The 24,681-nt window shown below is 45.1% G+C and carries 30 protein-coding genes and 1 tRNA gene; 17 read left to right on the forward strand and 14 right to left on the reverse strand.

The window, feature by feature from the left end; genetic code table 11:
• Positions 1 to 25 precede the first annotated feature (25 nt).
• Genes ICN26_RS06820 through tilS form a run of 3 tightly spaced genes read left to right on the forward strand, consistent with a single transcriptional unit; the run spans position 26 to position 2,930 of the window.
• Positions 26 to 673 carry a DNA-3-methyladenine glycosylase family protein gene (locus tag ICN26_RS06820; protein ID WP_369411830.1) on the forward strand — a complete coding sequence of 216 codons (648 nt, stop codon included), beginning with the start codon at positions 26 to 28 and terminating at the stop codon, positions 671 to 673.
• A 9-nt stretch (positions 674 to 682) separates the two neighbouring features.
• Positions 683 to 1,654: an acetyl-CoA carboxylase carboxyltransferase subunit alpha gene (locus tag ICN26_RS06825; protein WP_216267742.1), complete on the forward strand. Its 972-nt coding sequence runs from the start codon at positions 683 to 685 to the stop codon at positions 1,652 to 1,654.
• Positions 1,620 to 2,930 (forward strand): tRNA lysidine(34) synthetase TilS, encoded by a 1,311-nt coding sequence (gene tilS / locus ICN26_RS06830; protein WP_216267743.1) that lies wholly within the window; start codon positions 1,620 to 1,622, stop codon positions 2,928 to 2,930. Before ICN26_RS06825 ends, tilS begins: the two co-directional genes overlap by 35 nt.
• 1 nt (position 2,931) lies before the next feature.
• Here tilS and ICN26_RS06835 read toward each other — a convergent pair whose 3' ends face one another.
• Both ICN26_RS06835 and ICN26_RS06840 read right to left on the reverse strand, forming a co-directional pair.
• Positions 2,932 to 3,225, reverse strand: a complete 294-nt coding sequence (locus ICN26_RS06835) for a type II toxin-antitoxin system RelE/ParE family toxin (RefSeq protein WP_216267744.1) — start codon at positions 3,223 to 3,225, stop codon at positions 2,932 to 2,934.
• On the reverse strand, positions 3,219 to 3,503 hold the full coding sequence (locus tag ICN26_RS06840) for a hypothetical protein (RefSeq protein ID WP_216267745.1): 285 nt from the start codon (positions 3,501 to 3,503) through the stop codon (positions 3,219 to 3,221). Before ICN26_RS06840 ends, ICN26_RS06835 begins: the two co-directional genes overlap by 7 nt.
• Before the next feature lie 159 nt (positions 3,504 to 3,662).
• On the opposite strand from ICN26_RS06840, the gene ICN26_RS06845 reads away from it, so the two are divergent.
• From ICN26_RS06845 to cnbZ, 6 genes are all read left to right on the forward strand, one after another.
• Positions 3,663 to 4,913 carry an aspartate kinase gene (locus ICN26_RS06845; protein WP_216267746.1) on the forward strand — a complete coding sequence of 417 codons (1,251 nt, stop codon included), beginning with the start codon at positions 3,663 to 3,665 and terminating at the stop codon, positions 4,911 to 4,913.
• Positions 4,914 to 4,974: 61 nt separating this feature from the next.
• Positions 4,975 to 5,069, forward strand: a tRNA-Ser gene (locus tag ICN26_RS06850).
• A gap of 141 nt (positions 5,070 to 5,210) precedes the next feature.
• Entirely contained in the window at positions 5,211 to 6,032 is an 822-nt protein-coding gene (locus tag ICN26_RS06855) for an aspartate dehydrogenase (RefSeq protein WP_216267747.1), read from the forward strand.
• 21 nt (positions 6,033 to 6,053) lie between these two features.
• Positions 6,054 to 6,734 (forward strand): RraA family protein, encoded by a 681-nt coding sequence (locus tag ICN26_RS06860; RefSeq protein WP_216267748.1) that lies wholly within the window; start codon positions 6,054 to 6,056, stop codon positions 6,732 to 6,734.
• Between the two features lie 67 nt (positions 6,735 to 6,801).
• Positions 6,802 to 7,785, forward strand: a complete 984-nt coding sequence (locus ICN26_RS06865) for a Bug family tripartite tricarboxylate transporter substrate binding protein (RefSeq protein ID WP_255534427.1) — start codon at positions 6,802 to 6,804, stop codon at positions 7,783 to 7,785.
• A gap of 21 nt (positions 7,786 to 7,806) precedes the next feature.
• Positions 7,807 to 8,577, forward strand: coding sequence for a 2-amino-5-chloromuconate deaminase CnbZ (cnbZ, locus tag ICN26_RS06870; RefSeq protein ID WP_216267749.1), 771 nt, complete (start codon positions 7,807 to 7,809; stop codon positions 8,575 to 8,577).
• Positions 8,578 to 8,589: 12 nt separating this feature from the next.
• Here the strand turns inward: cnbZ and ICN26_RS06875 are convergent, their stop codons facing one another.
• The 7 genes from ICN26_RS06875 to ICN26_RS06905 all read right to left on the reverse strand — a co-directional run bounded on the left by ICN26_RS06875 (position 8,590) and on the right by ICN26_RS06905 (position 15,920).
• Complete coding sequence (locus tag ICN26_RS06875; protein ID WP_216267750.1) at positions 8,590 to 9,552, reverse strand: Bug family tripartite tricarboxylate transporter substrate binding protein; 963 nt, start codon at positions 9,550 to 9,552, stop codon at positions 8,590 to 8,592.
• Positions 9,553 to 9,633: 81 nt separating this feature from the next.
• Positions 9,634 to 10,461, reverse strand: a complete 828-nt coding sequence (locus tag ICN26_RS06880; protein ID WP_216267751.1) for an SDR family NAD(P)-dependent oxidoreductase — start codon at positions 10,459 to 10,461, stop codon at positions 9,634 to 9,636.
• On the reverse strand, positions 10,462 to 11,202 hold the full coding sequence (locus ICN26_RS06885) for an SDR family NAD(P)-dependent oxidoreductase (protein WP_216267752.1): 741 nt from the start codon (positions 11,200 to 11,202) through the stop codon (positions 10,462 to 10,464).
• A 2-nt stretch (positions 11,203 to 11,204) separates the two neighbouring features.
• Positions 11,205 to 11,990: a citryl-CoA lyase gene (locus ICN26_RS06890; RefSeq protein ID WP_216267753.1), complete on the reverse strand. Its 786-nt coding sequence runs from the start codon at positions 11,988 to 11,990 to the stop codon at positions 11,205 to 11,207.
• A 6-nt stretch (positions 11,991 to 11,996) separates the two neighbouring features.
• Positions 11,997 to 13,517, reverse strand: a complete 1,521-nt coding sequence (locus ICN26_RS06895; protein WP_216267754.1) for a class I adenylate-forming enzyme family protein — start codon at positions 13,515 to 13,517, stop codon at positions 11,997 to 11,999.
• A 28-nt stretch (positions 13,518 to 13,545) separates the two neighbouring features.
• A complete protein-coding gene (locus tag ICN26_RS06900) occupies positions 13,546 to 14,538 on the reverse strand; it encodes a Bug family tripartite tricarboxylate transporter substrate binding protein (protein WP_216267755.1) in 993 nt (330 codons plus the stop codon).
• A gap of 71 nt (positions 14,539 to 14,609) precedes the next feature.
• Positions 14,610 to 15,920 carry an amidase gene (locus ICN26_RS06905; protein WP_216267756.1) on the reverse strand — a complete coding sequence of 437 codons (1,311 nt, stop codon included), beginning with the start codon at positions 15,918 to 15,920 and terminating at the stop codon, positions 14,610 to 14,612.
• 62 nt (positions 15,921 to 15,982) lie between these two features.
• Here ICN26_RS06905 and ICN26_RS06910 point away from each other — a divergent pair, with 62 nt between their 5' ends.
• From ICN26_RS06910 to ICN26_RS06935, 6 genes are read left to right on the forward strand one after another with little or no spacing between them, the layout of a single operon-like run.
• Positions 15,983 to 16,234 (forward strand): helix-turn-helix transcriptional regulator, encoded by a 252-nt coding sequence (locus tag ICN26_RS06910; protein WP_216267757.1) that lies wholly within the window; start codon positions 15,983 to 15,985, stop codon positions 16,232 to 16,234.
• Position 16,235: 1 nt separating this feature from the next.
• Complete coding sequence (locus tag ICN26_RS06915; protein WP_216267758.1) at positions 16,236 to 16,532, forward strand: hypothetical protein; 297 nt, start codon at positions 16,236 to 16,238, stop codon at positions 16,530 to 16,532.
• A 45-nt stretch (positions 16,533 to 16,577) separates the two neighbouring features.
• On the forward strand, positions 16,578 to 17,018 hold the full coding sequence (locus tag ICN26_RS06920) for a Smr/MutS family protein (RefSeq protein WP_216267759.1): 441 nt from the start codon (positions 16,578 to 16,580) through the stop codon (positions 17,016 to 17,018).
• A 30-nt stretch (positions 17,019 to 17,048) separates the two neighbouring features.
• A complete protein-coding gene (locus ICN26_RS06925; RefSeq protein ID WP_216267760.1) occupies positions 17,049 to 17,384 on the forward strand; it encodes an ElaB/YgaM/YqjD family protein in 336 nt (111 codons plus the stop codon).
• Between the two features lie 6 nt (positions 17,385 to 17,390).
• A complete protein-coding gene (locus ICN26_RS06930) occupies positions 17,391 to 17,762 on the forward strand; it encodes a phage holin family protein (RefSeq protein ID WP_216267761.1) in 372 nt (123 codons plus the stop codon).
• Entirely contained in the window at positions 17,759 to 18,040 is a 282-nt protein-coding gene (locus ICN26_RS06935) for a YqjK family protein (protein WP_216267762.1), read from the forward strand. Before ICN26_RS06930 ends, ICN26_RS06935 begins: the two co-directional genes overlap by 4 nt.
• An 8-nt stretch (positions 18,041 to 18,048) precedes the next feature.
• Here the strand turns inward: ICN26_RS06935 and ICN26_RS06940 are convergent, their stop codons facing one another.
• On the reverse strand, positions 18,049 to 18,567 hold the full coding sequence (locus ICN26_RS06940) for an adenine phosphoribosyltransferase (RefSeq protein ID WP_216267763.1): 519 nt from the start codon (positions 18,565 to 18,567) through the stop codon (positions 18,049 to 18,051).
• Positions 18,568 to 18,578: 11 nt separating this feature from the next.
• Between ICN26_RS06940 and ICN26_RS06945 the strand changes: the two genes are divergently transcribed.
• The gene (locus tag ICN26_RS06945; protein WP_216267764.1) at positions 18,579 to 19,142 is read left to right on the forward strand and encodes a phosphorylase family protein; all 564 of its coding nucleotides are present in this window, start codon (positions 18,579 to 18,581) and stop codon (positions 19,140 to 19,142) included.
• A 36-nt stretch (positions 19,143 to 19,178) separates the two neighbouring features.
• On the forward strand, positions 19,179 to 20,846 hold the full coding sequence (locus ICN26_RS06950; protein WP_216267765.1) for an AMP-binding protein: 1,668 nt from the start codon (positions 19,179 to 19,181) through the stop codon (positions 20,844 to 20,846).
• A gap of 17 nt (positions 20,847 to 20,863) precedes the next feature.
• Here the strand turns inward: ICN26_RS06950 and ICN26_RS06955 are convergent, their stop codons facing one another.
• The 4 genes from ICN26_RS06955 to ICN26_RS06970 all read right to left on the reverse strand — a co-directional run bounded on the left by ICN26_RS06955 (position 20,864) and on the right by ICN26_RS06970 (position 24,624).
• Positions 20,864 to 21,790, reverse strand: a complete 927-nt coding sequence (locus ICN26_RS06955; RefSeq protein WP_216267766.1) for a transporter — start codon at positions 21,788 to 21,790, stop codon at positions 20,864 to 20,866.
• A 6-nt stretch (positions 21,791 to 21,796) separates the two neighbouring features.
• Positions 21,797 to 22,333: a hypothetical protein gene (locus tag ICN26_RS06960; RefSeq protein ID WP_216267767.1), complete on the reverse strand. Its 537-nt coding sequence runs from the start codon at positions 22,331 to 22,333 to the stop codon at positions 21,797 to 21,799.
• Between the two features lie 22 nt (positions 22,334 to 22,355).
• Positions 22,356 to 23,654 carry a peptidase U32 family protein gene (locus tag ICN26_RS06965; protein WP_216267768.1) on the reverse strand — a complete coding sequence of 433 codons (1,299 nt, stop codon included), beginning with the start codon at positions 23,652 to 23,654 and terminating at the stop codon, positions 22,356 to 22,358.
• Positions 23,655 to 23,754: 100 nt separating this feature from the next.
• Positions 23,755 to 24,624 (reverse strand): fumarylacetoacetate hydrolase family protein, encoded by an 870-nt coding sequence (locus tag ICN26_RS06970; RefSeq protein ID WP_216267769.1) that lies wholly within the window; start codon positions 24,622 to 24,624, stop codon positions 23,755 to 23,757.
• Positions 24,625 to 24,681 lie beyond the last annotated feature (57 nt).

The following is a 24,681-nucleotide window of genomic DNA, read 5'->3' on the forward strand; positions in this document are numbered from 1 at the left end:
TTGAAGAATATTTATTTTGAGTAAAGTGGCACAACAAGTCATCATTGAAGAAGTTGCTCCTGATTATTGGGAGCAGGCTTGTACTGAGCTGATGAAGCATGATCGTATCTTAAAAAAACTGATTCCAAAATATGGCTCAGGTTTTTTGCGAACTCGTGGTGATGCATTTACTACCCTAGCAAGAGCTATTGTTGGCCAGCAAATTTCGGTTGCTGCGGCTCAGTCTGTCTGGACCAAGGTTTTATTGGCATCTAAAAACAAGGTAAATCCTAAAAATATTCTTGCCTTAAGTATTGAAGATTTGCGTGCAGCGGGATTATCGGGTCGTAAGGTGGAGTACATCCGCGATTTGGCCGAACACTTTGATTCTGGTCGATTACATGCCAATCAGTGGAAAGGCATGGAGGATGAGGTCATCATCAAAGAATTATGTGGGATTCGGGGAATTGGTCGCTGGACAGCTGAAATGTTCCTGATTTTCAATATGATTAGGCCAAATATCCTCCCCTTGGACGATGCCGGTCTGATTAAGGCGATTTCCCTCAATTACTTCAGCGGAGAGCCTGTGAGCAGGCATGAAGCCCGCGAAGTGGCTTCAAATTGGGCCCCATGGCGCACGGTAGCCACTTGGTATATGTGGAGAAGTATCGACCCCAAGCCCGTTGAATATTAAAATCGAACTATGAAAACGACTTTCCTGGATTTTGAGCAGTCAATCGCTGAATTAGAGTCAAAGATTGAAGAGCTGCAATTTGTGCAAGATGAATCATCAGTAGATATCTCTGATGAGATCAAAACGCTGACTGAAAAAAGTCAGCAACTAACCAAAGATGTCTATGCCAATTTAAGTCCATGGCAAGTTTCTCAGGTAGCGCGTCATCCTCAGCGTCCTTATACATTAGATTACGTCGGCGCATTGTTTACCGATTTTCATGAACTTCATGGCGATCGTAATTTTGCAGATGACCAATCTATCATTACTGGCTTAGCCCGTTTTCAGAATCAACCTTGCGTTGTCATTGGCCACCAAAAAGGTCGTGATACTAAAGAGCGTGCTTTAAGAAACTTTGGCATGAGTCGCCCTGAGGGTTACCGAAAAGCAAAGCGTGTCATGCGCCTGGCAGAAAAATTTAAATTGCCAGTGTTTACGTTTGTCGATACACCGGGTGCATTTCCTGGAATAGATGCAGAAGAGCGTAACCAATCAGAAGCGATTGGTCACAACCTCTATGTTCAGGCTGAATTAGAAGTACCAATTATCGCCACCATCATCGGTGAGGGTGGTTCTGGTGGTGCACTAGCGATTGCAATGGGTGATGTGGTTTTGATGTTGCAAAACTCAACTTACTCGGTAATTTCACCAGAAGGCTGCGCATCCATTCTTTGGAAGACTGCAGATAAAGCACCTGAAGCTGCTGAGCAATTGGGTTTGACTGCACAACGTTTAAAAGCGATCGGCTTGATCGATAAGATCGTCGCCGAGCCTACTGGCGGCGCACATCGTGATTACGATACGATGATGAACAATATGCGTAAAGCTTTGGCTGAGTCACTCAAGACTTTCGATGGGATGAAAGTGGATGCGCTGTTAGAGCGTCGCCATGAACGCTTGATGAGTTATGGCAAGTTCAAGGAAATCGAAGTCAAGTCTTAAGGCGGCTTTACCAGCAGCCAAACGGATTGGGCTTGCCTTAAGCGGTGGGCTCGATTCGGTTGTGTTGCTTGACACTATTTGTAAAGCTGTCAAAGAAAATTCTCATGACCCAACTGAGCTTTGGGTATTTCATATTCATCACGGATTGCAAAAGCCCGCTGATCAATGGCTGGTGTTTTGTGAGCAGCTAGCCAAAAAATACCAGGTGCATTTTGACTTTCGTCTACTGCACTTTGCTGATCCATCTCAGGGCAATATTGAAGCTAGAGCGAGGGTAGAGCGTTACGATGCCTTGACGGATTTATGTATTGAGCATGGCATTGAAGATTTGCTGCTTGCGCACCATCAAAACGACCAAGCTGAAACTGTGCTTTTGCAACTCTTACGTGGCTCTGGCGTAGCGGGTCTCTCTGGTATGCCACTTCACCGCGCCAACGGTAACCAAGGTGACCCAATTACTCTTTGGCGTCCATTACTTAATCAAAGCAGGGCGGAGTTAGAGGTCTATGCCAAAGAATACAAACTCAAATGGGTAGAAGATCCTAGCAATCAAAATACACGCTATCGCCGCAATGCGATTCGTAAAGAAATCATTCCAAGGCTGGAGAAAATTCAGCCAGGTGCAATTGGCAATCTAGCTCGAAGCGCTACTTTATTGGCCCAATCTCAAGTGTTGCTCGATCGCCTAGCTAAGCTAGATGGGAAGGATCTTTTTCAGGGTAGTCGGTTAAAGCTAGCGCCTCTCTTGGCTCTAGCCAAAACAGATCAAGCTGCAGCGAATAATGTCCTGCGTTATTGGTTGAAGTTAAATAATCTGGCAATGCCATCCCAGGAACGTCTTGAATCTTGGTGGAAAGACCTTAAGGTTGTAAAACCAGACTCCAGCTTGGAGTGGCAACATGATGAAGTCAGTATTTATCTGTGGCGCAACGTCTTGCAGATAGCGCATTGCATGACAGGGCGGTGGGTGTTTCAAAATGTGCCTTTACGAAGTAAGTTACTTGGCTTGCCTGCTGATTGGGTCAATACCGCCGAAGAAAAAGGCCTAATTGAGGAAAGACTGCGCCAGGGGGCAGAAAAGATTCAAATCAAACCCAATACCCCACGCAAAACGCTCAAGAATCTCTTTCAAGAATCGGATACACCGCCTTGGGAGCGACAGGCTCCGCTGCTCTATATCAAGGGCCAGCTCGTAGCCGTTGCTGGGGTAGGGACGAGCTACCCGCATTTAGCCTCATCAGGAAAAAGAGTTCTGCCTTCCTGGGAGTTGCTATAACTCAGTAAAGCCCGCCAGATTCTTTTTGGTGACGAATGGCATTGATGAGAATCATATTTTTTGATTCCTCGTAACTGTATAGAGCGACATAGCCGCTTTTTCCGCGTGAAATCACCAGCTCTCTTAAGTGGCTATCGCAAAGGCGTCCTACTAGAGGATGTCTCGCTAGAATTTGAATCGCTTCTTCAATAAGCTCGATAGTGTGAAGCGCAGCATTTTTGTCATTTTCAATTAAGAAGTCAGTAAGTCTCTCTAAATCATCAACTGCTTGCAGTGCAAAAACAATTCTTAGCAATTGCTAGCCTTTAGTGTAGATTTTTTTCCAGCTATACGGGCTTTCATGGCCTCGAAAACTTTGTCTGATTCATAGACCTTAGCATTCTTCATAACCCCTTCGCGAGCAATGCTGGCTTGCTGAATGAAGTTTCTGCGTATTTCCGCATTGATGCTGGCTTGCTTGATTGCTTCCACCATAAATGCATGGGGAGTCATGCCCAGTTCTTTAGCGGCATTCGCAGCTTGCAGCTTAATTTCTTCTGTGAGTTTTAAAGAGGTTGTGCTGACAATGCTCATAATCGGTCTCCTGGTGTTACTTAGGTAACACCAAATCGTATATTCAGATTGATCTACTGTCAATCACCTTAGTTTTGAGCAATAAAAACCCTGTAAAATAAGCCCCTTTTAGACCCTAGGGAATGTAATTCCCTGTAAATAGACAATACAACGGTTTTTATGGCTCTTATCGTTCATAAGTATGGTGGCACCTCAATGGGCTCGGTTGAGCGCATTCAGAATGTCGCTAAACGCGTTGCCAAATGGATGCGTGCAGGTCACCAGGTAGTTGTGGTGCCCTCAGCGATGTCCGGCGAAACTAATCGTTTGCTTGGCCTGGCAAAAGATATCAATCCAGATGCAAACCCACGCGAACTCGATCAAATTGCCTCCACAGGCGAGCAAGTCAGTTCTGGCTTATTGGCATTGGCATTGCTGCGTGAAGGCGTTGATGCAGTGAGCTACGCCGGTTGGCAGGTGACAGTTCATACGGACTCCTCATTTACTAAAGCACGCATCAAAAGTATTGATGACAAAAAAATCCTTGCTGATCTCAATGCAGGACGTGCAGTAGTAGTAACGGGTTTTCAGGGTGTTGATCCCAATGGCAATATCACCACCTTGGGTCGTGGGGGTTCTGATACATCTGCTGTTGCCATGGCTGCGGCACTCAAAGCTGATGAGTGTTTGATCTATACCGACGTGGATGGTGTGTACACGACCGATCCGCGTGTTTGTGAAGATGCTCGCCGTCTGGACAAGATTACTTTTGAAGAGATGCTGGAGATGGCAAGTCTTGGCTCAAAGGTATTGCAGATTCGTTCAGTTGAGTTTGCTGGTAAGTACAAAGTTAAAACCCGTGTTCTGTCATCACTGACAGAACCATTGATGCCCTTAGACCAAGAGATGAAGTCGGGCACCTTGATTACATTTGAAGAGGACAGCACTATGGAAGCCGCAGTTATTTCCGGCATCGCCTTTGCGCGTGATGAAGCAAAAATTACCGTTTTGGGTGTTCCTGATCGCCCAGGTATCGCCTATCAAATCTTGGGCCCAATTGCGGATGCCAATATTGATGTGGACATGATTATTCAGAATCAATCATTTGAAGGTAAGACAGACTTTACTTTTACAGTTCCACGCGCTGATTATCAAAAAGCATTGGACTTGCTCAAGCAGAATGTTCAAGCCCACATTGAAGCAAAAGAAATTAATGGCGACCCCAAGGTCTCTAAAGTATCTGTAGTCGGTGTCGGGATGCGTTCCCACGTGGGCGTTGCTAGCAAAATGTTCCGCACATTGTCTGAAGAGGGCATCAATATTCTCATGATCTCTACGAGCGAAATCAAGATTTCAGTGGTGATCGATGAGAAATATATGGAGTTAGCTGTACGTGCTCTGCACAAGGTGTTTGAGTTAGATCAGAAGTAAAAGAAACCCCTGAGTAGCGGTTATCCGTTACACTATGGGTCGTTGTACTAGTATGAAGTACGGAGACGTGGCCGAGCTGGTCGAAGGCACTCCCCTGCTAAGGGAGCATCGGGGCTAAAACTCTGATCGGAGGTTCGAATCCTCTCGTCTCCGCCATTTCTTATAACAAAAGGGGCTCTCTAGCCCCTTTTTTGTTCCCCCTGGCCCTTCACGTTTCCGTTATTCATTCCATGCTTATTTGGCACTGGTAATTAATTGTGTATGCTAATCATTATTGAAAATAGCCACTATTAAATTATGACAAATAATATCAAACCTATTCGTGTTGCCATTGCCGGTTTAGGGGCTATTGGAAAGTCATTAGCCACACACTTAGCTAATGGTGCGGTACCGGGGGTTATTTTGACTGCGGTGTCAGCAAAAAATCATGATAAGGCGGGAGAATTTATTCAGAGTTTGGCTCACCCAGTAAAACTCTTATCAATTTTTGAGTTAGAGCCTGAGGCAGATGTGATTGTTGAGTGTGCTCCAGCTGAAATTTTGTCTGAAATCGTTTCACCATTTCTGAGGGCTAAGAAAAAGGCAATCATTCTTTCTGTTGGCGCAATTTTATTAAGACCTGAACTGATTGAGCTTGCAAAAACTACTGGCGGAACTATTATGGTGCCTACAGGCGCTCTATTGGGATTGGATGCAGTGATTGCAGCAGCAGAAGGCGAGATTTTTTCTGTCAAGATGGTTACAAACAAGCCACCACTCGGACTAAAGGGTGCGCCTCATCTAATTGACAATGCTATATCGGTTGATGGTCTTACTGAGCCTTTAAAAGTTTTTTCTGGTAACGCGCGAGAGGCCGCTAAAGGATTTCCAGCCAACTTAAATGTTGTGGTGGCGCTTGCTTTAGCTGGAATTGGCCCTGAAAAAACTCAACTTGAAATATGGGCCGATCCAACGGTAGTTAGAAATACTCACACTATCATCGTTGATTCTGACTCTGCTAAGTTTTCTATGAAGATGGAAAATACTCCTTCTGAAAATCCCAAAACTGGAAGAATTGTTGCGCAAAGTGTTTTAGCTATGCTTAGGAAAATGCAAGCAACCTTACAAATTGGCACTTAATTATTAAGCAAGGGGTTTGAGATGGTTTATACATCAGAAAAAAAAGAAGAGATACGATTACGATATCTGGAAGTGGATACATCAAACGTAGCTGATGTTTTAGACAGCATGAATTTATTGCAACAAGGATTAGCTGCCGAGTTTGGTCCGTATCCTGAAACTTGTAAACGTATGGCTGGCTGGGCATATACCATTCGCGGGCAAATGACTCCGTACCCACAGGGCGGTGATGCAGATAAGATGACTGCATGTCAAGGGCTATCCCCTGGTGAGATCAGCGTCTGGAGTGGAAATGGTGAGGGTATTTGTTATTTTGGAGAGTTAATTGCCCTTGGCATGAAGGAGCGTGGCTCTACTGGTGCTTTGATCGATGGTGGAATTCGTGACGTACGCTGGATCGGCGAACACGGATTTCCAGTATTTGCTCGATATCGGACCCCAGTTCAATCTATCGGTCGATGGAAGGTCAACGCTTGTCAGATTCCAGTTTATATGCGCGGTCACGATGGTGGGAACGTCATTGTTCGACCTGGCGATTTTATTTTATGTGATGACGATGGTGCAATAGTCATTCCGGTTGAACATGTTGAGTCAGTTTTGATTGAGTCTGAAAGATTAACGCAGATCGAAAAAAGCATACGTATTGATATAGCAAATGGTCTAAGCCTTCAAGATGCCTTAAAGAAATATGGCCATGTTTGATCTATTCATAAAAGATTTACTTTTTTAACGCTTCGTATAGATTTCCGATTATTAAACAGGAGTTTTTATGTTGATCAGAAGACATCAGATTTTTGTGTTGGGAATGACCGCTCTTTTTGCCTTGCTTAGCTTCAGTGTTCGAGCTCAGTCAAATTGGCCTAATGGGCAAACGGTACGAATTATCGTTCCATTTCCAGCCGGCGCTAGTACTCTTGACTCTGTCGTAAGAACAACAACCCCTGACATTGCAAAATTTTTAGGCTCCCCCGTCATTGTTGATAACAAACCTGGTGCAGGAACTGTAATTGGAGTTGATGCAACTGCGAAAGCAACTGACAATTTCACTTTTGGTGCGGTTGCAAATAGTTTTACTGTTAATCAATCATTAGTTAAAAATTTACCTTACAACACAACTAAAGATTTGCAGCCAGTGATATTGATGGCACGAACCGCTAACGTGCTTGCGGTGAAATCTACGCTGCCGGTAAGCAATCTTACTGAGCTTGTTGCATATGCAAAAAAGAATCCTGGTAAGTTGTCCTATGCTTCCTTTGGTAATGGAACTACCGCACATTTTGCGGGTGAAATGTTGAAATCTATGGCGGGTATTTATGTTGTTCACATACCGTATCGAGGGCAGGGTCCGGCCTTAAATGACCTAATTGCTGGTAACGTGGATTTTATGTTTGGAAATCTACCTGATTTCATGCCATTCATTAAGGCTGGAAAAATTAAAGCAATTGGTACAACCTACCTTACCCGAGCGCCACTTGCTCCTGAAATTCCTACCATTGCTGAGCAGGGATACCCTACTTTTGAAACTGATTCATGGTACGGAATTGTTGCACCCTCTAGCACAACAAAGGCTGTAATTGATCAAATGAATCAAGCAATTAATAAAACATTGCAAGAGCCTGGAGTAAAGAAAAACTTTGGCGATCGAGGAATTGAAATCATTGGCGGTAGTCCAGCAAAGTTTCAAGAGCATATTCAATCTGAAATTCTTAAATATGAGCGCATAGTAAAGTCATCCAATATGCAAGTTGATTAGTCTTGAGATAGGGATTACTAAATGTCTGGTGCATCTATGTTTTCAGCGGGGGGATATCGTTACATACCAAGCGTCTTTCAATATTCAGCTGGTGTTGCCGCTCAACCTGGCTTTAAGCTAGAGCAGGTTCGATTTAAAACCCCAATCCCCCTTGAACAAGCTTTTGATATTGCCAAATCTCATTTGGCCATGCTTGGTCGTCCACTTACTGCGTTTGCGCATTGCGAACTTCGTTCCCCGAGTCAGTTTGATGATCATGGATTTATACAATTTAATAAGAAATACGTTGAGACCCTTGAGAAATGGGGTTTGTATAAGCCTCAAATAGGCAATGAAAGCCCTGTTAATCCGGTTGCCAGAACCAATGTTTGTCCAGAATATTTCGGCCCTAAAGAGGTATCCATGCTTGCCTTTACTTACACCATACCTTGTGATGTCAGTTCGGCTGCCAATTTTGTTTTATCTGGAGGTGGCGATGCTCGTTCTGGTCCAGAACCCTATTCTGATCGCATTATTGCTCTTGGAGACCAGTCGCATTCAGGCTTGTCATTAAAAATAGAATTTGTAATTCAGGAAATGCAAAGAAGGCTCGAGAGTCTCGGTTTTAAATGGGATGATGTAGCCTGCACTCAAGCATATTCAGTTCACAATATTGGCGGCTTAGTGGAAAGCTTGCTTGCTAGTCAGGGCCATATATCTCATGGTCTAAACTGGCATTTTGCAAGACCACCCGTCCAAGGGCTAGATTTTGAGATGGACTTACGTGGAGCAATTAACCAAATTTATATTTAAACAACTAGAGCATTAGTCTAGGGAAGCTCCTGATGCTTTAACGATCTTTGCCCAACGTGCAATATCTTCTTGAAGCTGTTTAGCAAATTCAGTTGGGGTTATGTTCGCAAGCTCTACTCCAGTGGCCTGTAGTTTTTCTTTTAACTCAGGATTGGTCAGGGTTAGCTGCATTTCTTTTTGCAATTTATCGACGACTGTCTTAGGTGTGCCTTTAGGTGCAAATAAACCAATCCATAGGGTTCCAGAGAAGCCTGGAATCTTTTCTGATATCGATGGGACGTCTGGCAGAAGAGGCGAGCGCTTTGAAGAGCTCACACCCAGAGCAACTAATTTTTGAGTATTGATGTATTGCAAAACAGATGGCAAGCTAGCAAAAGCAATTTGAATTTGTCCTCCTAGGAGATCATTGAGTGCGGGCGCAACCCCTTTATAGGGAATATGTTGCAACGATATCCCATAGCTTTGATTGAGCATTTCACCTAAGAGGTGATTAAGCGTTCCATTGCCAGCTGATGCAAATTGGTAAGTCTCCGGGGGCTTTGATTTAACTAACTTTAAAAAATCATCTAGATTCTTGGCCGGAAAATTAGCATTCACCACTAGAACATTCGGAACTGATCCGACCATGGCTAGAGGAATAAAGTCATTCACTGGATCAAAACCTGGATTTTTATAGAGGGCGGGATTAATCGCTTGAGCACTGCTAATTGTCATTAAAAGTGTGTGCCCATCCTTCGGGGCATTGGCAACAAACTGAGTGCCAATATTGCCGCCAGCGCCTGGCTTATTTTCGACAACCACGGAGGCTTTGATTTGCTCTCCGAGTCGCTGTGCAACTACTCGACCCACAATATCATTTGTTCCACCTGGTGCTTGGGGAACAATAATGGTGATGGGTTTATTTGGATAAGCAGTTGCTAAGCTGCAAAACAGGTAGAAACAGGTGAGGAGTCCTAATTGCAGGTAGCGATTCATAGAGTCTCTTTAATTTGGTATAAGGTTAAAAAATACCTCAATATGAGCCAATAGGGAAATGGGTGCTGACCCTTAGTATTATTAGGTATATTTCCCAGTAATTCCCCCATCCACTACCAGTTCAGTTCCCGTAATGTAGGCGGCGGCATCTGATACCAGAAAGGCGCAGGCATGAGCCACTTCCCATGCTGTTCCTGATCGGCCCATAGGCACTTGTTTATCCCTAGCGGCACGAGCCTCTTCCAGACTATTTTCAGAAAACATCTTCGCTACGGTATTGGCAATGCGTGGGGTGTCAATCAAACCAGGCACGACTGTATTGGCGCGAATGCCTTGACTTGCGTACTGTTGAGCAATCATCCGAATAAATTGGGTATTGGCTGCCTTGGTAACGCTATAGGCTAAATGCGGGTAGCCCATATACCGCATACCCGCTACCGATGAAATGGCGATGATATTACCCGTACCTCGGGATGACATCTCAGGTAAGACTTCATGGGCTGCCAGCAAGAGGCTGCGAACATTCACTTTATGAATGCGATCAAAATCTTCAGCGCTGGTTTCCATGGGGCCACCAACTTTACCGATCCCCACGTTGTGATGCAAAACATCAATAGGCCCAAATTGACTACGAGCTTCACTGAAAAGTTGCTTCACTTCATCCTCTTCAGAAACATCGCCGACAAAAGTTTGTGCAATGCCACCTTCCTGCAGAATGAGCTTGGTGGTTTCTTCTGCGGAGGCCGCATCACGATCAACTACACAGACTTTGGCACCCAGTCTGGCGTAGGTAATACAAGATGCTCTACCAATACTCCAACCCGGTCCAGCCGAGCCGCCGCCAGAGACAAAAATAGTGCGACCAGTCAGATCAGTTGGTAAGCCGGGAGGATGCGAAGTTTTTGTCATTTATTGATGTAGTCCTACTGTCATACCACCACAAACATACACTACTTGGCCAGTAGTAAATCCAGCGCGTTGATCTAGTAGTGATGCAACGATATGCGCTACTTCTTCTGGTTGACCAATGCGACCCAAGGGTACGCTATCTAGAATACGTTGTGTAGTAGGTGCGCTTGGAGGGTTTGCACTCTGAAAGAGCTCTGTTGCAATAGGGCCGGGTCCAATAGCGTTCACAGTGATGCCATCAGCCGCAAGCTCTAAAGCCAATGTGCGCGTGAATCCCAATAATCCTGCTTTAGAAGTGGCATACGCAATGCGCTCTTCTTTTCCTAAAGCGGCGCGACTAGAGATATTCACAATTCGCCCAAAGTGAGCAGCCTTCATGATTGGGAGGAGTTCCTGTACGCAAATAATGGCTGCTGCGACATTCACATTCATCACCGCATAAAAATCTTCAATGCTTGTTTTTTCAATTGTGGCAGGACGAACAATGCCCGCATTATTGACTAAGCGGGTGATTGAGTGCTTTAATGTCGCCTCTATCAGCGCACTGCGCAATACAGTTTCATTTGATACATCAACCTCATAAAAGCTCTCGTGAACAGAGCTTACTTTAGGGGCTATTTTGTCAAAGTTGATGACATGCATACCATCGGCAATCAGGCGTTCAGCAATTGCTCGCCCAATACCGCGGCTAGCGCCGGTAATTAATGCGCATTCTCTAGTTAGGTGAGTTTGAGAGACCATTCTTAGCCAATCTTATTGGCACCATCCACAAAAGGAATGGCATGCTCAACGGTATCCCAAATAAAACGACCGGAGGGGCTCTGTTGCTCCTCAACGATGTGCGCTACCAAGCCAGCTGAGCGCGAGATGACGGCAAAGCCACGCATTACTGAAGTGGGAATGCCGATCTCGCCAAGCAGTGCAGCTACCGCACCAGTAGCATTGATCGTAATCGGGCGACCTGCCACTGTGTCAACAGCTTTAGATAGGATTTCCAGTGCGCGGATCTTATCGCCCTGAAGATCTGGTTCAGCCCGACCCATTTCCAATAATTTATATGCACGTGGGTCCACAGGTTTATGAAGATGATGTCCAAATCCCGGAACTGCTGCCTTGATGGCTTTGTAATGCTGTGCTATGTCGAGCGCCTCGGCATCAGGGTTGCTTGCCCCTGTAATTCGATCTAACAAGCCAGAACAATTTTCCATAGTGCCAATAAAAGAGCTACCAACAGCCAGTAAGCCAGCCGATACCGCTCCTTGAAGATTTTCTGGAGCGCTCATGTAAATCAATCGCGTTGCAATGGCGCTGGGTGTGAGGCCATGCTCCATGAGAACAATAAGCACAACGTCAGTAATTCGGATATCTACTGGTCGTGGAGTCCTGCCTAAGATTTGCATCAACATCACTTCAGTGAACGTTTTTTTCCCCATCAAGTCCTCTACAAGGTCTGCATCACGATAGTGCAGGCTAGTAAGGGTATGAGTGCACAAACTAGTTACTGGTGTTTTGTTGGATGAATTAGTCATGTTTGATTAAGAATTTGTTGAGGGATGGAGAATATCTTGAAGGACGGCGCTCTTGAGCAATTTGCCTACATTAGAGCGAGGCAGACTCTCATAAAAGTGGATACGTTTTGGTGTCTGAACCGGTCCCAAGAGTTCGCGCACAAAAGCAATGAGTGCTGCTTCATCAACTTGCTGGCCAGGGCGAAGTTGAACTGCTGCTTGCACGCTTTCTCCCCATTTATCATCTGGAACGCCAAAAACAAGACATTCATGAACGGCAGGGTGTTGGCTTAAAGCATTTTCAACATCGACTGGATACACATTAAATCCTCCAGTAATCACGATATCCTTGAGACGGTCTTTTAAGTAGAGGAAGCCGCGCCGATCGATCAAACCACGATCTCCAGTGTGCAGCCAGCCCTTAATAATTGTTTCCGCAGTCTTTTCTGGCATACGCCAGTAACCTGTCATGAGAAGATCGCCACGTACCACTACCTCACCGATTTCACCTGTGGGTAGGAAACTTCCATCTGGCGCCATGATTGCAACATCGGTAAACCAGGTTGCGCAACCTACAGCAGCCCAATTTTGAGGATCTTCAAAATCCTCTGGTTTCATGGCAGTTAATATTTGCGGGGCTTCAGTTTGACCATACGTAGTACAGAGCACGGGGCCAAAAAATTCACGGACAGCACGCACTTTTTCAGCGGGCATTGGTGCGCCACCATATATTAGTCTACGAAGCTTGGGAAAATCCTTGCGTGAGGCATTGGGCAAAGCCATCAACATGTACAGCAGAGTTGGTGGCATAAAGGAAGCAGTGCCACCGCGCTCTCTAAAGGCTGTGCGAACAACTTCAGCACCAGCCCCATCTAGGATGACATGGCATCCGCCTTGCGCGAGTATGGGCAGAATATAAGTTGATGTGCCGTGGGTGATTGGTGCAGCGACAATATAGCGCTCATGCTCATCAAAGCCCCATGACTGAATCTGGTTAGCTATATTAGCCAACCAGGCGCGATAAGGTTGCATCACTCCTTTTGGAGCACCAGTGGTACCACCAGTAAATTTGATCGCTTGAGTGGCATCTAAAGGTAAGTCAAATGACGGGAGTGGGGCGCCATCATGAAGTTGGATCAAGTCACTCATCGTTTTGCTTGATGCCTGCCCATCATCCATGCCTGTAAGAATAAAAGTACCCGGGGCATCGCTTAACAATTGACCTAAGGCTTGATCATGAATGATGAGGCTTGGTTCTGTAATGTCGATGATGCGTCGTATTTCAGGTCGAGTACTTTTAGGGTTGAGTGGAACCCATACTTTGCCTGAGGCAAGCACCGCTAATAAGGCAATGATGTGCTCTGCGCTATTACCAGAGCATATTGCCACACGGCTTTGAAGATTTGGGTCCAATTCCACAAGGGCATTAGCAAGCGACTGAACTTTGGACGCCAATTCTTTATAGCTAATCAGGCCAGTAGGCGTATCAATCGCTATACGATTTGGCCAGCGCAAAGATGCTCGCCAAAAGAAGTCGATTGGAAACATGTGGTGACTTCTTTCTTTCTGGTGTGTTTTATTCGGCTTTTGCGCCGGATGCTTTCACTACTTCACGCCAGCGTTTTACCTCGGCTGTTGCGAAGTCGCGCATTTTCTCTGGGGATCCCGGCTCAGGTGTAGCCCCCAATTCTTGCAGGCGTTGACGCACATCTGGTGCTGTGAGCGCCTTATTCAGTGCAGCATTGAGCTTTTCAATAATGGGCTTCGGAGTCCCTGCAGGAGCAGCCAAGGCAAACCATGACTGGACGTCAAAATTGGGATAACCAGACTCAGCAAGTGTAGGTACTTCGGGCAGCAATGGGGATCGTTGTGCGCTTGTAATGCCAACTGGACGCAGCTTGCCACTTTGAATATGAGGCATTGCAGAAGGGGCGTTATCAAACATGGAATCTACCTGACCCCCTAGTAGATCTGTGACAGCAGGAGCGCTACCCTTATAAGGGATGTGCAGCATTTGGATTTTAGATTGCATCTTAAACATTTCACCGGATAGATGTATTGATGAGCCGCTGCCAGAGGACGCAAAAGTGATGCCATCTTTTGATTCTTTGGCATAGCGCACATATTCCGCGACTGTTTTAATTGGAAGGTTTGGGTTAACGACCAAAATATTGGGAATCTTGGCAATCATGCCAATAGGCTCTAAATCTTTAAGCGCGTCGTATCCGAGTTTTGGATATAGCGACATATTGATGGTGTTGGCAATCGAAAAGGCATAAAGGGTATAACCGTCAGCCGGTGACCTTACAACGATTTCTGCGCCTACATTGCTATTAGCACCAGGCTTGTTTTCAACAATGACTGACTGACCCAAGGTATTGCCCATTTTTACTGCAACTAAACGTGCCAATATATCTGTAGCCCCTCCAGCGGAGTAGCCAACTATGATCTTGATAGACTTATCAGGCCAACTTACGTTCGTTTGGGCGTTTGCTACTCCTAACGTTGAGCAGACTAGGGCAGTAAGTAATACAAGTAAACCTCTACGCTTTGCGAAATATAAAGACATAACACTTCTCCCGAATTCAGAACTTTCCACACCCCAGATCAATATCTGGCCATGATTCATTTATAACACTGCTAGTTGTGCAAAGCCCGAAAGCTTGCCTCGGCGAACGCTGCCATATTGACTAATTTTTCATCCGCACGGTAATCGCCAATTAGCTGAACACCCAGTGGAAGTCCGTTGCTGGATTTGCATACCGGAAGCGCGATGGCTGGGGTGCCTATAAAACTCCAAAGAGAGCAAAAGATCGGATTTCCAGTAAAGCTGAGACCTTTTGGCGCCTCTCCGGTTGCGGGGGGTGCCAGGATTGCATCAAAATCTTGAAAATAGTTGCCGATGGATTTGCGCAATGCAATCTGCAGATTTTTGGCTTCTAGGTAATCCCTTTCCGAATACGCATTTCCTTTTGCAATCAATTCTTTTATATCTGCGCCCAACAGATCAGGAAACTGCTCAAGATGTTTTGTATGGACTGCTGCAGCCTCACACGACATTAGTACCGTCAATGCTTCTATTCCATCCCAATAAGTCTGTGGTAACGATAACTCTTCAATACTGGCGCCTGAGGCTTTTAATAAAGCCGCTGCATTTTTTACGGTATCAACTTGTTCTTGGCTTAACAATTCATCGAATGGTGAATTGAGAATAGCAAAACGGGGGTTCCCCTCATCTAAAACTGCATTCACTGGCTTAAGAATAAGTTCAGGAATCACAATTAAATCATCCTCTTCGGTTGAGGAATTTTTAAGTAAATTAAATGCATAAACTGCATCTGCAACGGATCTGGTAAAAAAACCGATGTGATCTAGTGAGCCAGAGACTGGATGGACTCCGTAGCGAGAAACTGCTCCATAGCTTGCCTTAAATCCAACGACGCCACAGTATGAGGCTGGCCTAATAATTGACCCAGCAGTTTGGGATCCTATTGCCAGCGGTACGATCCCACTTGCAACAGCTGCTGCAGAGCCACTTGAAGATCCTCCAGGAGTGTGATCACCATGCCATGGATTGGTTGTAGCCCCCGGGTTACGCCATGCAAATTCTGTCGTGACGCTTTTGCCGAAAATGACGCCACCCAAGTTACGAATCTTTTTGACTATTTCAGCATCCTCAATAGGCACAAAATCTTGATAGATTGGTGAGCCATAGCTAGTTACGAAATCTTTTGTATCGATCAGATCCTTAATCGCTACTGGAATACCTCTAAGTGGACCTAAGCCTGATTGTTTTATCAGGGTTGGCAGTGTTGCTCTGACGGTGAATGCTTTTAAGGTCGGCTCCAATGTATCTGCCAGTTGCACGCATTGCTCTAAATAATGATCTACCGAGAGCATTTCTTTTTGAATGAGTTCGCAAGTTTGCAGAAGGCTATTTTGTATTTTCATGGTCATTTCACTGTTTCTGATTGGCGCTTTGTACTTTATACCCCATTTGCCATTAAGCCAGCATGAAAACAACAAATTTAGTAAAGTTCACAACTTCACAACTTCTGTGCTATAGTATTGCTAAGGGAGGTGTAATGAGAAGAGCGATACCAAAAACACATCAAGCTTTAGATTGGATAGGGAAGGGGATGACCGCAGCTCAAGCCGCTAGGAAGATGGAGATTTCAGAATCTAGCGTCTATGCCGCCTTAAGAAAAACAAAAGCAAAAGATTCAGGTTGTTGTCCAACATGTGGTCACAAATTAAGGAAATAAGATGAAGAAGACTCTATTGGCCGCTGTCTCAATCTCTGTAGCAGCATTGGCATATGCAAATACCTCATCGGATTCTCCTGAGTTGCTAATCCAGCAATGTAAGATTTCTGCTGAAGCAGTTTCCACATTGAAGGGATTGCGCTACGGAAATACCTCCATTCGCAAGGATGTAGCCGGCTTGATTAACTTAAATCTAAAAGTTCAAGAGAATAAAGATGCAGCGCAAATGACTCTAAACCGTAAGGTTGATGATCAGGTCAATTCAACATCTGCTTTAGAGGCGAAGTATTGCTCTTAATGGTGTTTGAATGGGTTATTGCCCAATCATCTGTAAAGGCGTTTGATGAGTCATTCATTTGAATGTCCAGAATGTGGCAATCCGCGAGGAATGCTCGGGGAATGTCGACAATGCGGAAGTGAGGAGCTTCCTCTCCCGCATAGTGACACGATGGTGTTGAATTTAAAGTTCGATAGTCCAAGTGCTGAGGAGGCTTTGGATCGGTTAACTATTGCACTGCGCCGAGCTTCGGAAGTGGGAATTAAGGCAATCCTATTGATACATGGCTATGGCGCCAGTGGCGAGGGTGGAAAAATTAAATGGGCTGTACATGACGCCCTGAAAAATAACTATTTCTCCGACCGTGTTGATGAGTATCACTTCGGTGAGCAAACCGCATTTGGTAGCGAGGCATACCATGCACTTTTAAGAAGAAGGCCTGGATTAAAAGCCTATCTAAAGCACTTCAAAGAAGGGAACGCAGGGATGACGGTATTAATACTGTGATCTTTGGAGTGAAGTGCTTAGAATAGAAGTATGACTACTAAAAAACCGACAAGCACGCATGAACAAGCTCAGATTCATTCAGAAGATTTGATAAGTGACTTCAAGGCGCTGATGTCTGATGCTGAGGATCTCATTAAGGCAACTGCAAGACACGAGGATGGCCCACTCGGGACAATTCGCTCAAAGGCCTTGGATACTCTGAATAATGCAAAAGATAGGCTTTCATCTGTGGAAGGAACTTTGACTGACAAGGCTAAAGTTGTTGCTGAAGGTGCTGACGAGTTTGTGCATCGCAATCCTTGGGAGGCGGTAGGTGTTGCTGCTGGCCTTGGGCTCTTAATTGGCCTTCTTATTCGTCGTCACTAGGCATTCATGTCGCAAGAAAACCTTTTATCCTCCCTGAAGAATCTCGTCTCTACGGGTGCATCCATTGCTCAGACCCGTTTGGAGTTGATTTCTACCGATGTGCAGATTGCGCGTACTAAGTTTTTGAGTCTATTAGTTATGGTGATCTTTACATTGTTTTTCTTGTTCTTTGGCTTGGTAATGCTGGCCTTGCTGATTGTGATTTATAGCTGGGAGACCGATCGGGTCTTGGCGCTGAGCTTGCTCACAAGTGGGTTCTTAGCTGTTGGCATTATTTTGGCGTTGGTAGTTATTCGCTCACTGAAAACCATGCCTAAACTTTTTGAAGCAACTATTGCGGAGTTGGCTAAGGATCGCCAGGGGCTTTCTAAACAATGAGGCAAAAGCTGCTAGAACTTGAGGCAAGACAGAGGGCGTTACAAGAGAGAGCAGCTCAAGAGCGTTCTGAGTTTGCCCTTCATTTCGAGCCGATTGAAAAGCCACTATCTTGGGCTGATAAAGGTATAGATGCTTTTAATTTTGTGAAGGGCACTCCAATTCTGTGGACCAGCGCTTTTGCGGCATTGGCCCACTACCAACCTAAGTTAGCTAGCAAAGTGCTTGCTGTAGGTTGGGGTACTGTCAAACTTCTCAAGGGTGCTAAGAGCCTTTTGTAAGACTCGCTCTAGGCAATGAAGACTGTCTTATTGGCGATCCCGTTCTGGGTCAGGACTTCGCCTCCATGTAAACCAGCAATTTCCAAAAACGTGATGGCGCCAGCAACTTCAAAGCCAGCCTTTTTGAGCAATTTACTGGCTGCGATGATAGTTCCGCCCGTGGCCAGTACATCATCCACAATCAAAACACGTGAACCAGCTGGCAAAGAAGATTGCGCAATTTCAAGAGAGTCTGAGCCATATTCCAAGCCATAGGATTCTCGATGGCTGGCTAAAGGCAGCTTATTGGGTTTTCGGGCTAAAGCGAGGCCTTTATGGGTTTGATAAGCGAGAGCGGTGCCAAAGATAAAGCCACGTGATTCAATACCTAAAATATGGCTGTAATCAAATTGTTGTGAAAGTGCCTCTAGTTGTAGCGTAGCCTTCTTAAATGCGCTCGGATTGGCTAATAAAGGGGAGATATCCCTAAAGAGGATTCCTGGCTTAGGAAAGTTGGGGACTCCGGGTAGATAATCTAATAAATTCATTATTGGCTGACATGAAAACACGATTACTCATTATTACCGCATTAGAGTCCGAGCTTGATAAAAGTACGTTGCCGGCGGGTGTCGATATTGTGTATTCTGGTGTTGGAAAAATCAATGCAACTGCGGCAAGCCTTCAGGCTATCCATCAATATCAGCCTCAAAGGATAGTGAACTTTGGTACCGTCGGAAAAATTAACTCTGCACTAGAAGGTTTATTGGAAATCGGTAAAGTGATTCAGCGCGACATGATGACGGTTCCTTTGGCGCCTCGAGGCCAAACCCCTTTTTGCCTTAAACCATCCCATTACCTTTCTCTTGGTGGTGAGCATACTTGTGGCACTGGCGATAGCTTTGTGACAGCGCATGATCCTTGGTTAATATCGCAGGGCGTTGATGTAGTAGATATGGAGTTATTTGCCATTGCTAATATGGCTCATCAATTTAACATTCCATGGCAATCATTTAAATACGTAACTGATGATGCCAACGCTGACTCTGGAAATGAATGGACTCACCGCGTCAATCACGGCCAAGAGCTCTATTTAGATAAGCTCAAAGACTTGATGAGCGCTTAAAGCGCTCCAATCACAATCACCTCATTACTTAGGCAGATGAACTCACAAAAACCTTGGCTAAAACACTATCTCGAGGGCGTTCCCTATGAGATTGATTTAGTGGGTTATTCATCAATCGCGGATTTGATAGAAGATTCTTTAGGAAATTATCCCAATCGCATAGCAATGGACTCGATGGGGCACACCACCAGCTATCGTCAACTCGATATCTTGTCCAAAGACTTCGCTGCTTATTTGCAAACTTTAGGTCTTGAAGCAGGAGCACGTATCGCCGTCATGTTCCCGAATGTTCCGCAATACTTAATTGCAATGCTAGGGACTCTACGTGCTGGCTTTGTCGTAGTTAATATCAATCCGCTCTATACCGCTCGTGAACTAGAGCATCAACTCCAAGATAGTGGTGCGACCATCTTGGTGATGCTTGAAAACTTTGCTCACGTATATCAAGAGATTGCTAATCAAGGGCTTGTAAAAAAAGTGATTGTGAGTAGCATAGGTGAGACTTTAGGACCCAAAGGCGTCATCATTAATTTGATTGCTCGCCATATTAAAAAGCTAGTTCCGCATTGGAGCTTTCCTTGTGTCAAATTCAATCAAGCTCTCAAAATCGGCTCTGGCCATGGCTTTACTAAGCCAAATCTAATACAGGACGATATTGCTTTTTTGCAATACACGGGCGGTACTACGGGGGTTTCTAAAGGCGCAGTTTTATTACACCGCAATATATTAGCCAATATCACTCAGATTGAATCTTGGCTCGAGCCTGCTTTAAAAAACCGTCAGCAGCAATTAGTTTTTTTATGTGCCTTGCCTATGACTCATATCTTTGCGCTGACCGCCTGCGGCCTGCTTGGAATGCGTAAGGGTGCCAAACTATTATTGGTCGCCAATCCCCGTGATATCACTGGCTTTATTAAGCTGTTGATGAAGCACCCTGATATCAACATTTTTCCAGGTGTCAACACGCTATTTCATGCGCTGATTCATCGTCCAGAATTTAAACATGTTCGCCTACCTCATCTCCTGGTCACCATCGGCGGTGGCATGGCGGTTCAAAAGAAAACAGCGGAGCTTTGGCAGAAGATGATGGGAGTGCCGATTGCTCAGGGATATGGCCTATCAGAAACCTCTCCAGTGGTTTGTGTGAACACGCCATTTGTAAAAGAATTTACCGGATCCATTGGCATGCCAGTGCCTAGTACGGATGTATTGATACTGGGTGATGATGGAGTAGAAGTGCCATTTGGCATGCCTGGAGAGATTTGTATTAAGGGTCCTCAAGTGATGGCGGGTTACTGGAATAGACCAGAAGAGACTGCGCAATCTATTACGCCAGAGGGGTATTTTAAGTCTGGCGATATCGGCATCATGAGTCCTGATGGCTTTGTGCAGATTGTTGATCGTAAGAAAGACATGATCGTTGTTGCTGGCTATAAAGTATTTCCTAATGAAATCGAGGAAGTGATTTCTGAAATGCCCGGCGTAAGAGAATGCGCTGTGATTGGATTAACACACCGTAAGCTCGGTGAGATCGTCAAGGCCTATATCGTCAAGGATAAGCCTGAGCTAACTGAGGCTCAAGTCATTCAGTATTGCAAAGAGCAAATGACTAGTTATAAACGTCCCAGAAAGATTGCCTTTATTGAGGAGATGCCCAAGTCTAATGTGGGCAAAATCTTGCGCCGTCATCTGCGCGACTTATAAATAAATAAACAAAAAAACTATAGGCCACCGCCAAAGCGGTATTGCCAAGAAATCCCATATAAGTCATAACTATTATTGGTTCTCGAGTACACACCTGTGCTCGCCGATAGTCGAATCGAATGATGTTTATTTACTGGGTAGGACATCGTTGTGCCAAAGCGCCAATTTTCTTGACTGCCGTTAATCAGGTTGCCATTGAGATAGGATTGCCCACCAATAAAGTAGGTAGCATCTGCTGAGATCCAAGCAGTATTCTGAAAGTAATAAATCGCGTGTGTTTGTGTTGAGTAAACTGGGTTTTGAGATAGCGAGTTACCACCCATGAAGTCGGTATTGCTGGTGTAGAAAATACCAGCACCGGCGAGCTCAAATCTCCAGGGACCAAGCGCCTTAGATACTCCTAGACCTGGTTGGATAAACCAACGATTTGCGCCCACATTAATGAGTTGATTGTCGTCGTACTTGCCCCATGGCACTGATGCTGCAAGACTGACCCCAACAATCACATCTTGCTGATAACTCTTAAATTGATCTAGCGTTAATGCTGGAGCACCATAAAGGTTAATTGCTGCCTTGATCAGTGGATCTGATAATCCCTCGGTACTGGCATTCACTGTGCGCCCACCAATCGAACTCGATCCAGTCAGTTGACCATAAGGAAGCACTAGAGTGAGCTTGCCGGATTGACCCCCTGCATCAAAGATATGGGTCAGACCCATGACTTCACTAGTTAGCGTGTAATTACCGGCCTTTGCTTGTGCAACCCCAGCGCTAATGAAGTTAATCCCAACAGGTGCATTGGAATAAGTGCGTGCTTCGATTTCTTGGGAATGAGATAGGGTTGGTAGTAAAGCGCCTGAAGTGAGAAATAGCCAAGTGCCTATTGCAAAAGCTCGACCTTGAGTAAGGCAGGAGAAATTAATCATCCGAGTTACATCACTCAAGTCAGATTAGTTGAGTTTTGATTTATCACCAAACAAAATCTTCAGAGTAGCATTGCTGCCAAGCATGATGGTCATCCCAGTTAAGAGTAAATAAGGCCACACAATTAACCAGTACACAATCGACATAGCCACTACGCGCAAGGGATTGGATTGTCCAAATTCAGTCATGGAGATCAAAAACGCTTTTCCATGAATTAATCCATGAACTCCAGCCTCTAAATAATTTAAGCCCAAAACAACCAGAAGATAAACGAGAGACTCTATGAGTAGTGAGCTGACGATCCCGTGTTTCTCATTGACTTTAATTGGATATGCAGCCTGAGCGATCAACATGAATTTAGCGCAGATTGCCGCTTTGAATAAAGCAAAGCCAAAGATAGATAAAGGAATCGGCCTCTCATCTAATGAGGTTGCCGCTAAAAAGGCAAGAGCGCAAAACCAAGATCCAAAGTAAATTGTTAACTGAAATGCTTTGATAAATTCTGCTTTAGCTTTTTCTTTAAAGCCATGTGCAGGAGCAAAATTAGGTGGCGTCGCACTCATAAAAACTTTCTGAAGTGCTCAATTAGCAGTTGCTGCAAGAGCTCGCCTCAACAGGCGCTGGTTCTTGGGTGTAGCGCGCTATAAATGCATGCTTACTCTTGAGTGGCAATTGAATCCACACAAAGTGACCTGAGCCAGGGGCAACATCAATGGGCTCATTTTTGAGATTCCACATGGCATCCAAGACCATATCTTGATTCCCCTCGGGTTCAATGATTTCTAACTTATCACCGAGCGAGAAACGATTTTTTACATCTACCTTGACGCGACCTGAAGCTTCATCGATCTCTAAGGTCTCACCAACATATAAACTTCTACCCGAGAGAGAGTGACCACGCATATAGAGTTGATACTCTTTATCGTGATGACGTTCATAGAAACCATCGGTATAGCCACGGTTTGCAAGGCCCTCTAAATTTCCGATGAGAGACATATTCATGGGGCGACCGGCCACTGCATCATCAATCGCAGTGCGATAGGATTGGCATGTACGAGAAACGTAATAGGGCGACTTGGTGCGACCCTCAATCTTGAATGAGTCCACACCCATCTTGGTCAAGCGTTCGATATGTTCAATGGCACGCAAATCTTTCGAGTTCATGATGTAAGTGCCGTGCTCATCTTCTTCCATCGGCATTAAATCATCTGGACGACGGGCCTCCTGAAGAAGAACTACGTCACCGCTGGTATTTTGTTGTCCGGGCTTGACCTTGTAATCCCAGCGACAGGCATTAGTGCAGGCGCCTTGGTTAGAGTCACGATGAGACATGTAGCCAGATAGTAGGCAGCGACCGGAGTAGGCAATACACAAAGCGCCATGTACAAAAACTTCTAATTCCATTTCTGGACAGTCTTGACGAACTTCTTCGATTTCATCAAAAGATAGTTCTCGTGACAAAATGACTCGACTGATACCAACAGAGCGCCAGAATTTTGCAGAGGCGCCATTGACTGTATTTGCCTGAACCGATAAATGAATCGGCATATCTGGCCAAGCTTCTCTAGCCATCATGATGAGACCTGGATCTGACATGATCATTGCATCAGGCTTTAATGCCACTACGGGATCCATATCTTTAATGTAAGTACGCGTCTTACCGCCATGAGGCAGAAGGTTGGATACGAGATAAAACTTCTTACCCAAAGCATGAGCAGTATCAATACCCTCTTTGAGCGTCTCCATTTTCCCAAAGTCGTTATTGCGCACTCGTAGGGAATAACGCGGTTGCCCGGCATAAATGGCGTCGGCACCAAAGTCAAAGGCAGTGCGCAGCATGGAGAGGCTGCCGGCAGGGGCGAGAAGTTCTGGAATCTTGGTCATGATGCTATTTTAAGGTCTACCGAGATGTTCTGCTAACAGACAAAGCCTGCTTACCGGCTCTTTTTGGCTAATTTAGGGGCAATTGAGAGTATGAGCTCGATTACTCATCCGCTATAGGGTTACGCAGTATTCCAATAGATTCAATTTCAATCTCACAAATATCCCCTGGTTTCATAAAAACAGGGGGTGTCCTTGCATAGCCAACGCCAGCTGGGGTTCCTGTAATGACCAGATCGCCAGGCTCCAGCGTCATGCACTCGGTTATCAGCACGATAGTCTCTGCCACGTTCCATAAAAAGTCTTTGGTATTGGCGTTTTGCATGACTTGACCATTTAAACGAGACTGAATTTTCAAGCCATCGCAGCCGAGGGGAAGCTCATCTGGCGTCACTAGCCATGGTCCAAAAGCACCAGTTTGATCAAAGTTTTTACCAATGGCCCATTGGGTAGTTTTACGTTGGTAATCTCGAATACTGCCATCATTAAAAATGCTGTATCCAGCTACACATTCCAAAGCATTATCTAAAGTCAGATTACGCGCCTTTTTACCAACCACAAAGGCGAGTTCCGCTTCGTAATCTAACTTATCCGAAACCTGAGGTCGAATGATGGGGCTTAAATGCGCTGTTAATGAGCTGGGACCGCGCATAAAAAAGCTGGGGTATTCAGGTCTGGCATTACCACCTTCTTTTGCGTGGTCAGCGTAGTTCAGGCCCATACAGATAATTTTTCCAGGTCTCTCTATGGGTGATCTAAAAGTGATAGCGTCTATCTCTCCTTTAATTGCCTTTGAATTTTGGATCGCTGCTGCTGCAAGCTTTAAGGCTGCTGGTGATTCAATAATTGCTTGTAAGCTATTGGGTATCAATGAATCTGTGGCAGATAGATTAATGAAGCTATTAGCGCTCCCCACTAAAAGGGCCCCCACACCGTCTTGGCCACTTGAATCTCGATAACTAAATAGTCTCATTGCTAAGCCTCCAATTAAATTGATTTATTGGTTATAAGTGAATGCAGTATAGGGCAG

The sequence above is a fragment of the Polynucleobacter hallstattensis genome (genome assembly GCF_018881835.1).
Classification (GTDB): domain Bacteria; phylum Pseudomonadota; class Gammaproteobacteria; order Burkholderiales; family Burkholderiaceae; genus Polynucleobacter; species Polynucleobacter hallstattensis.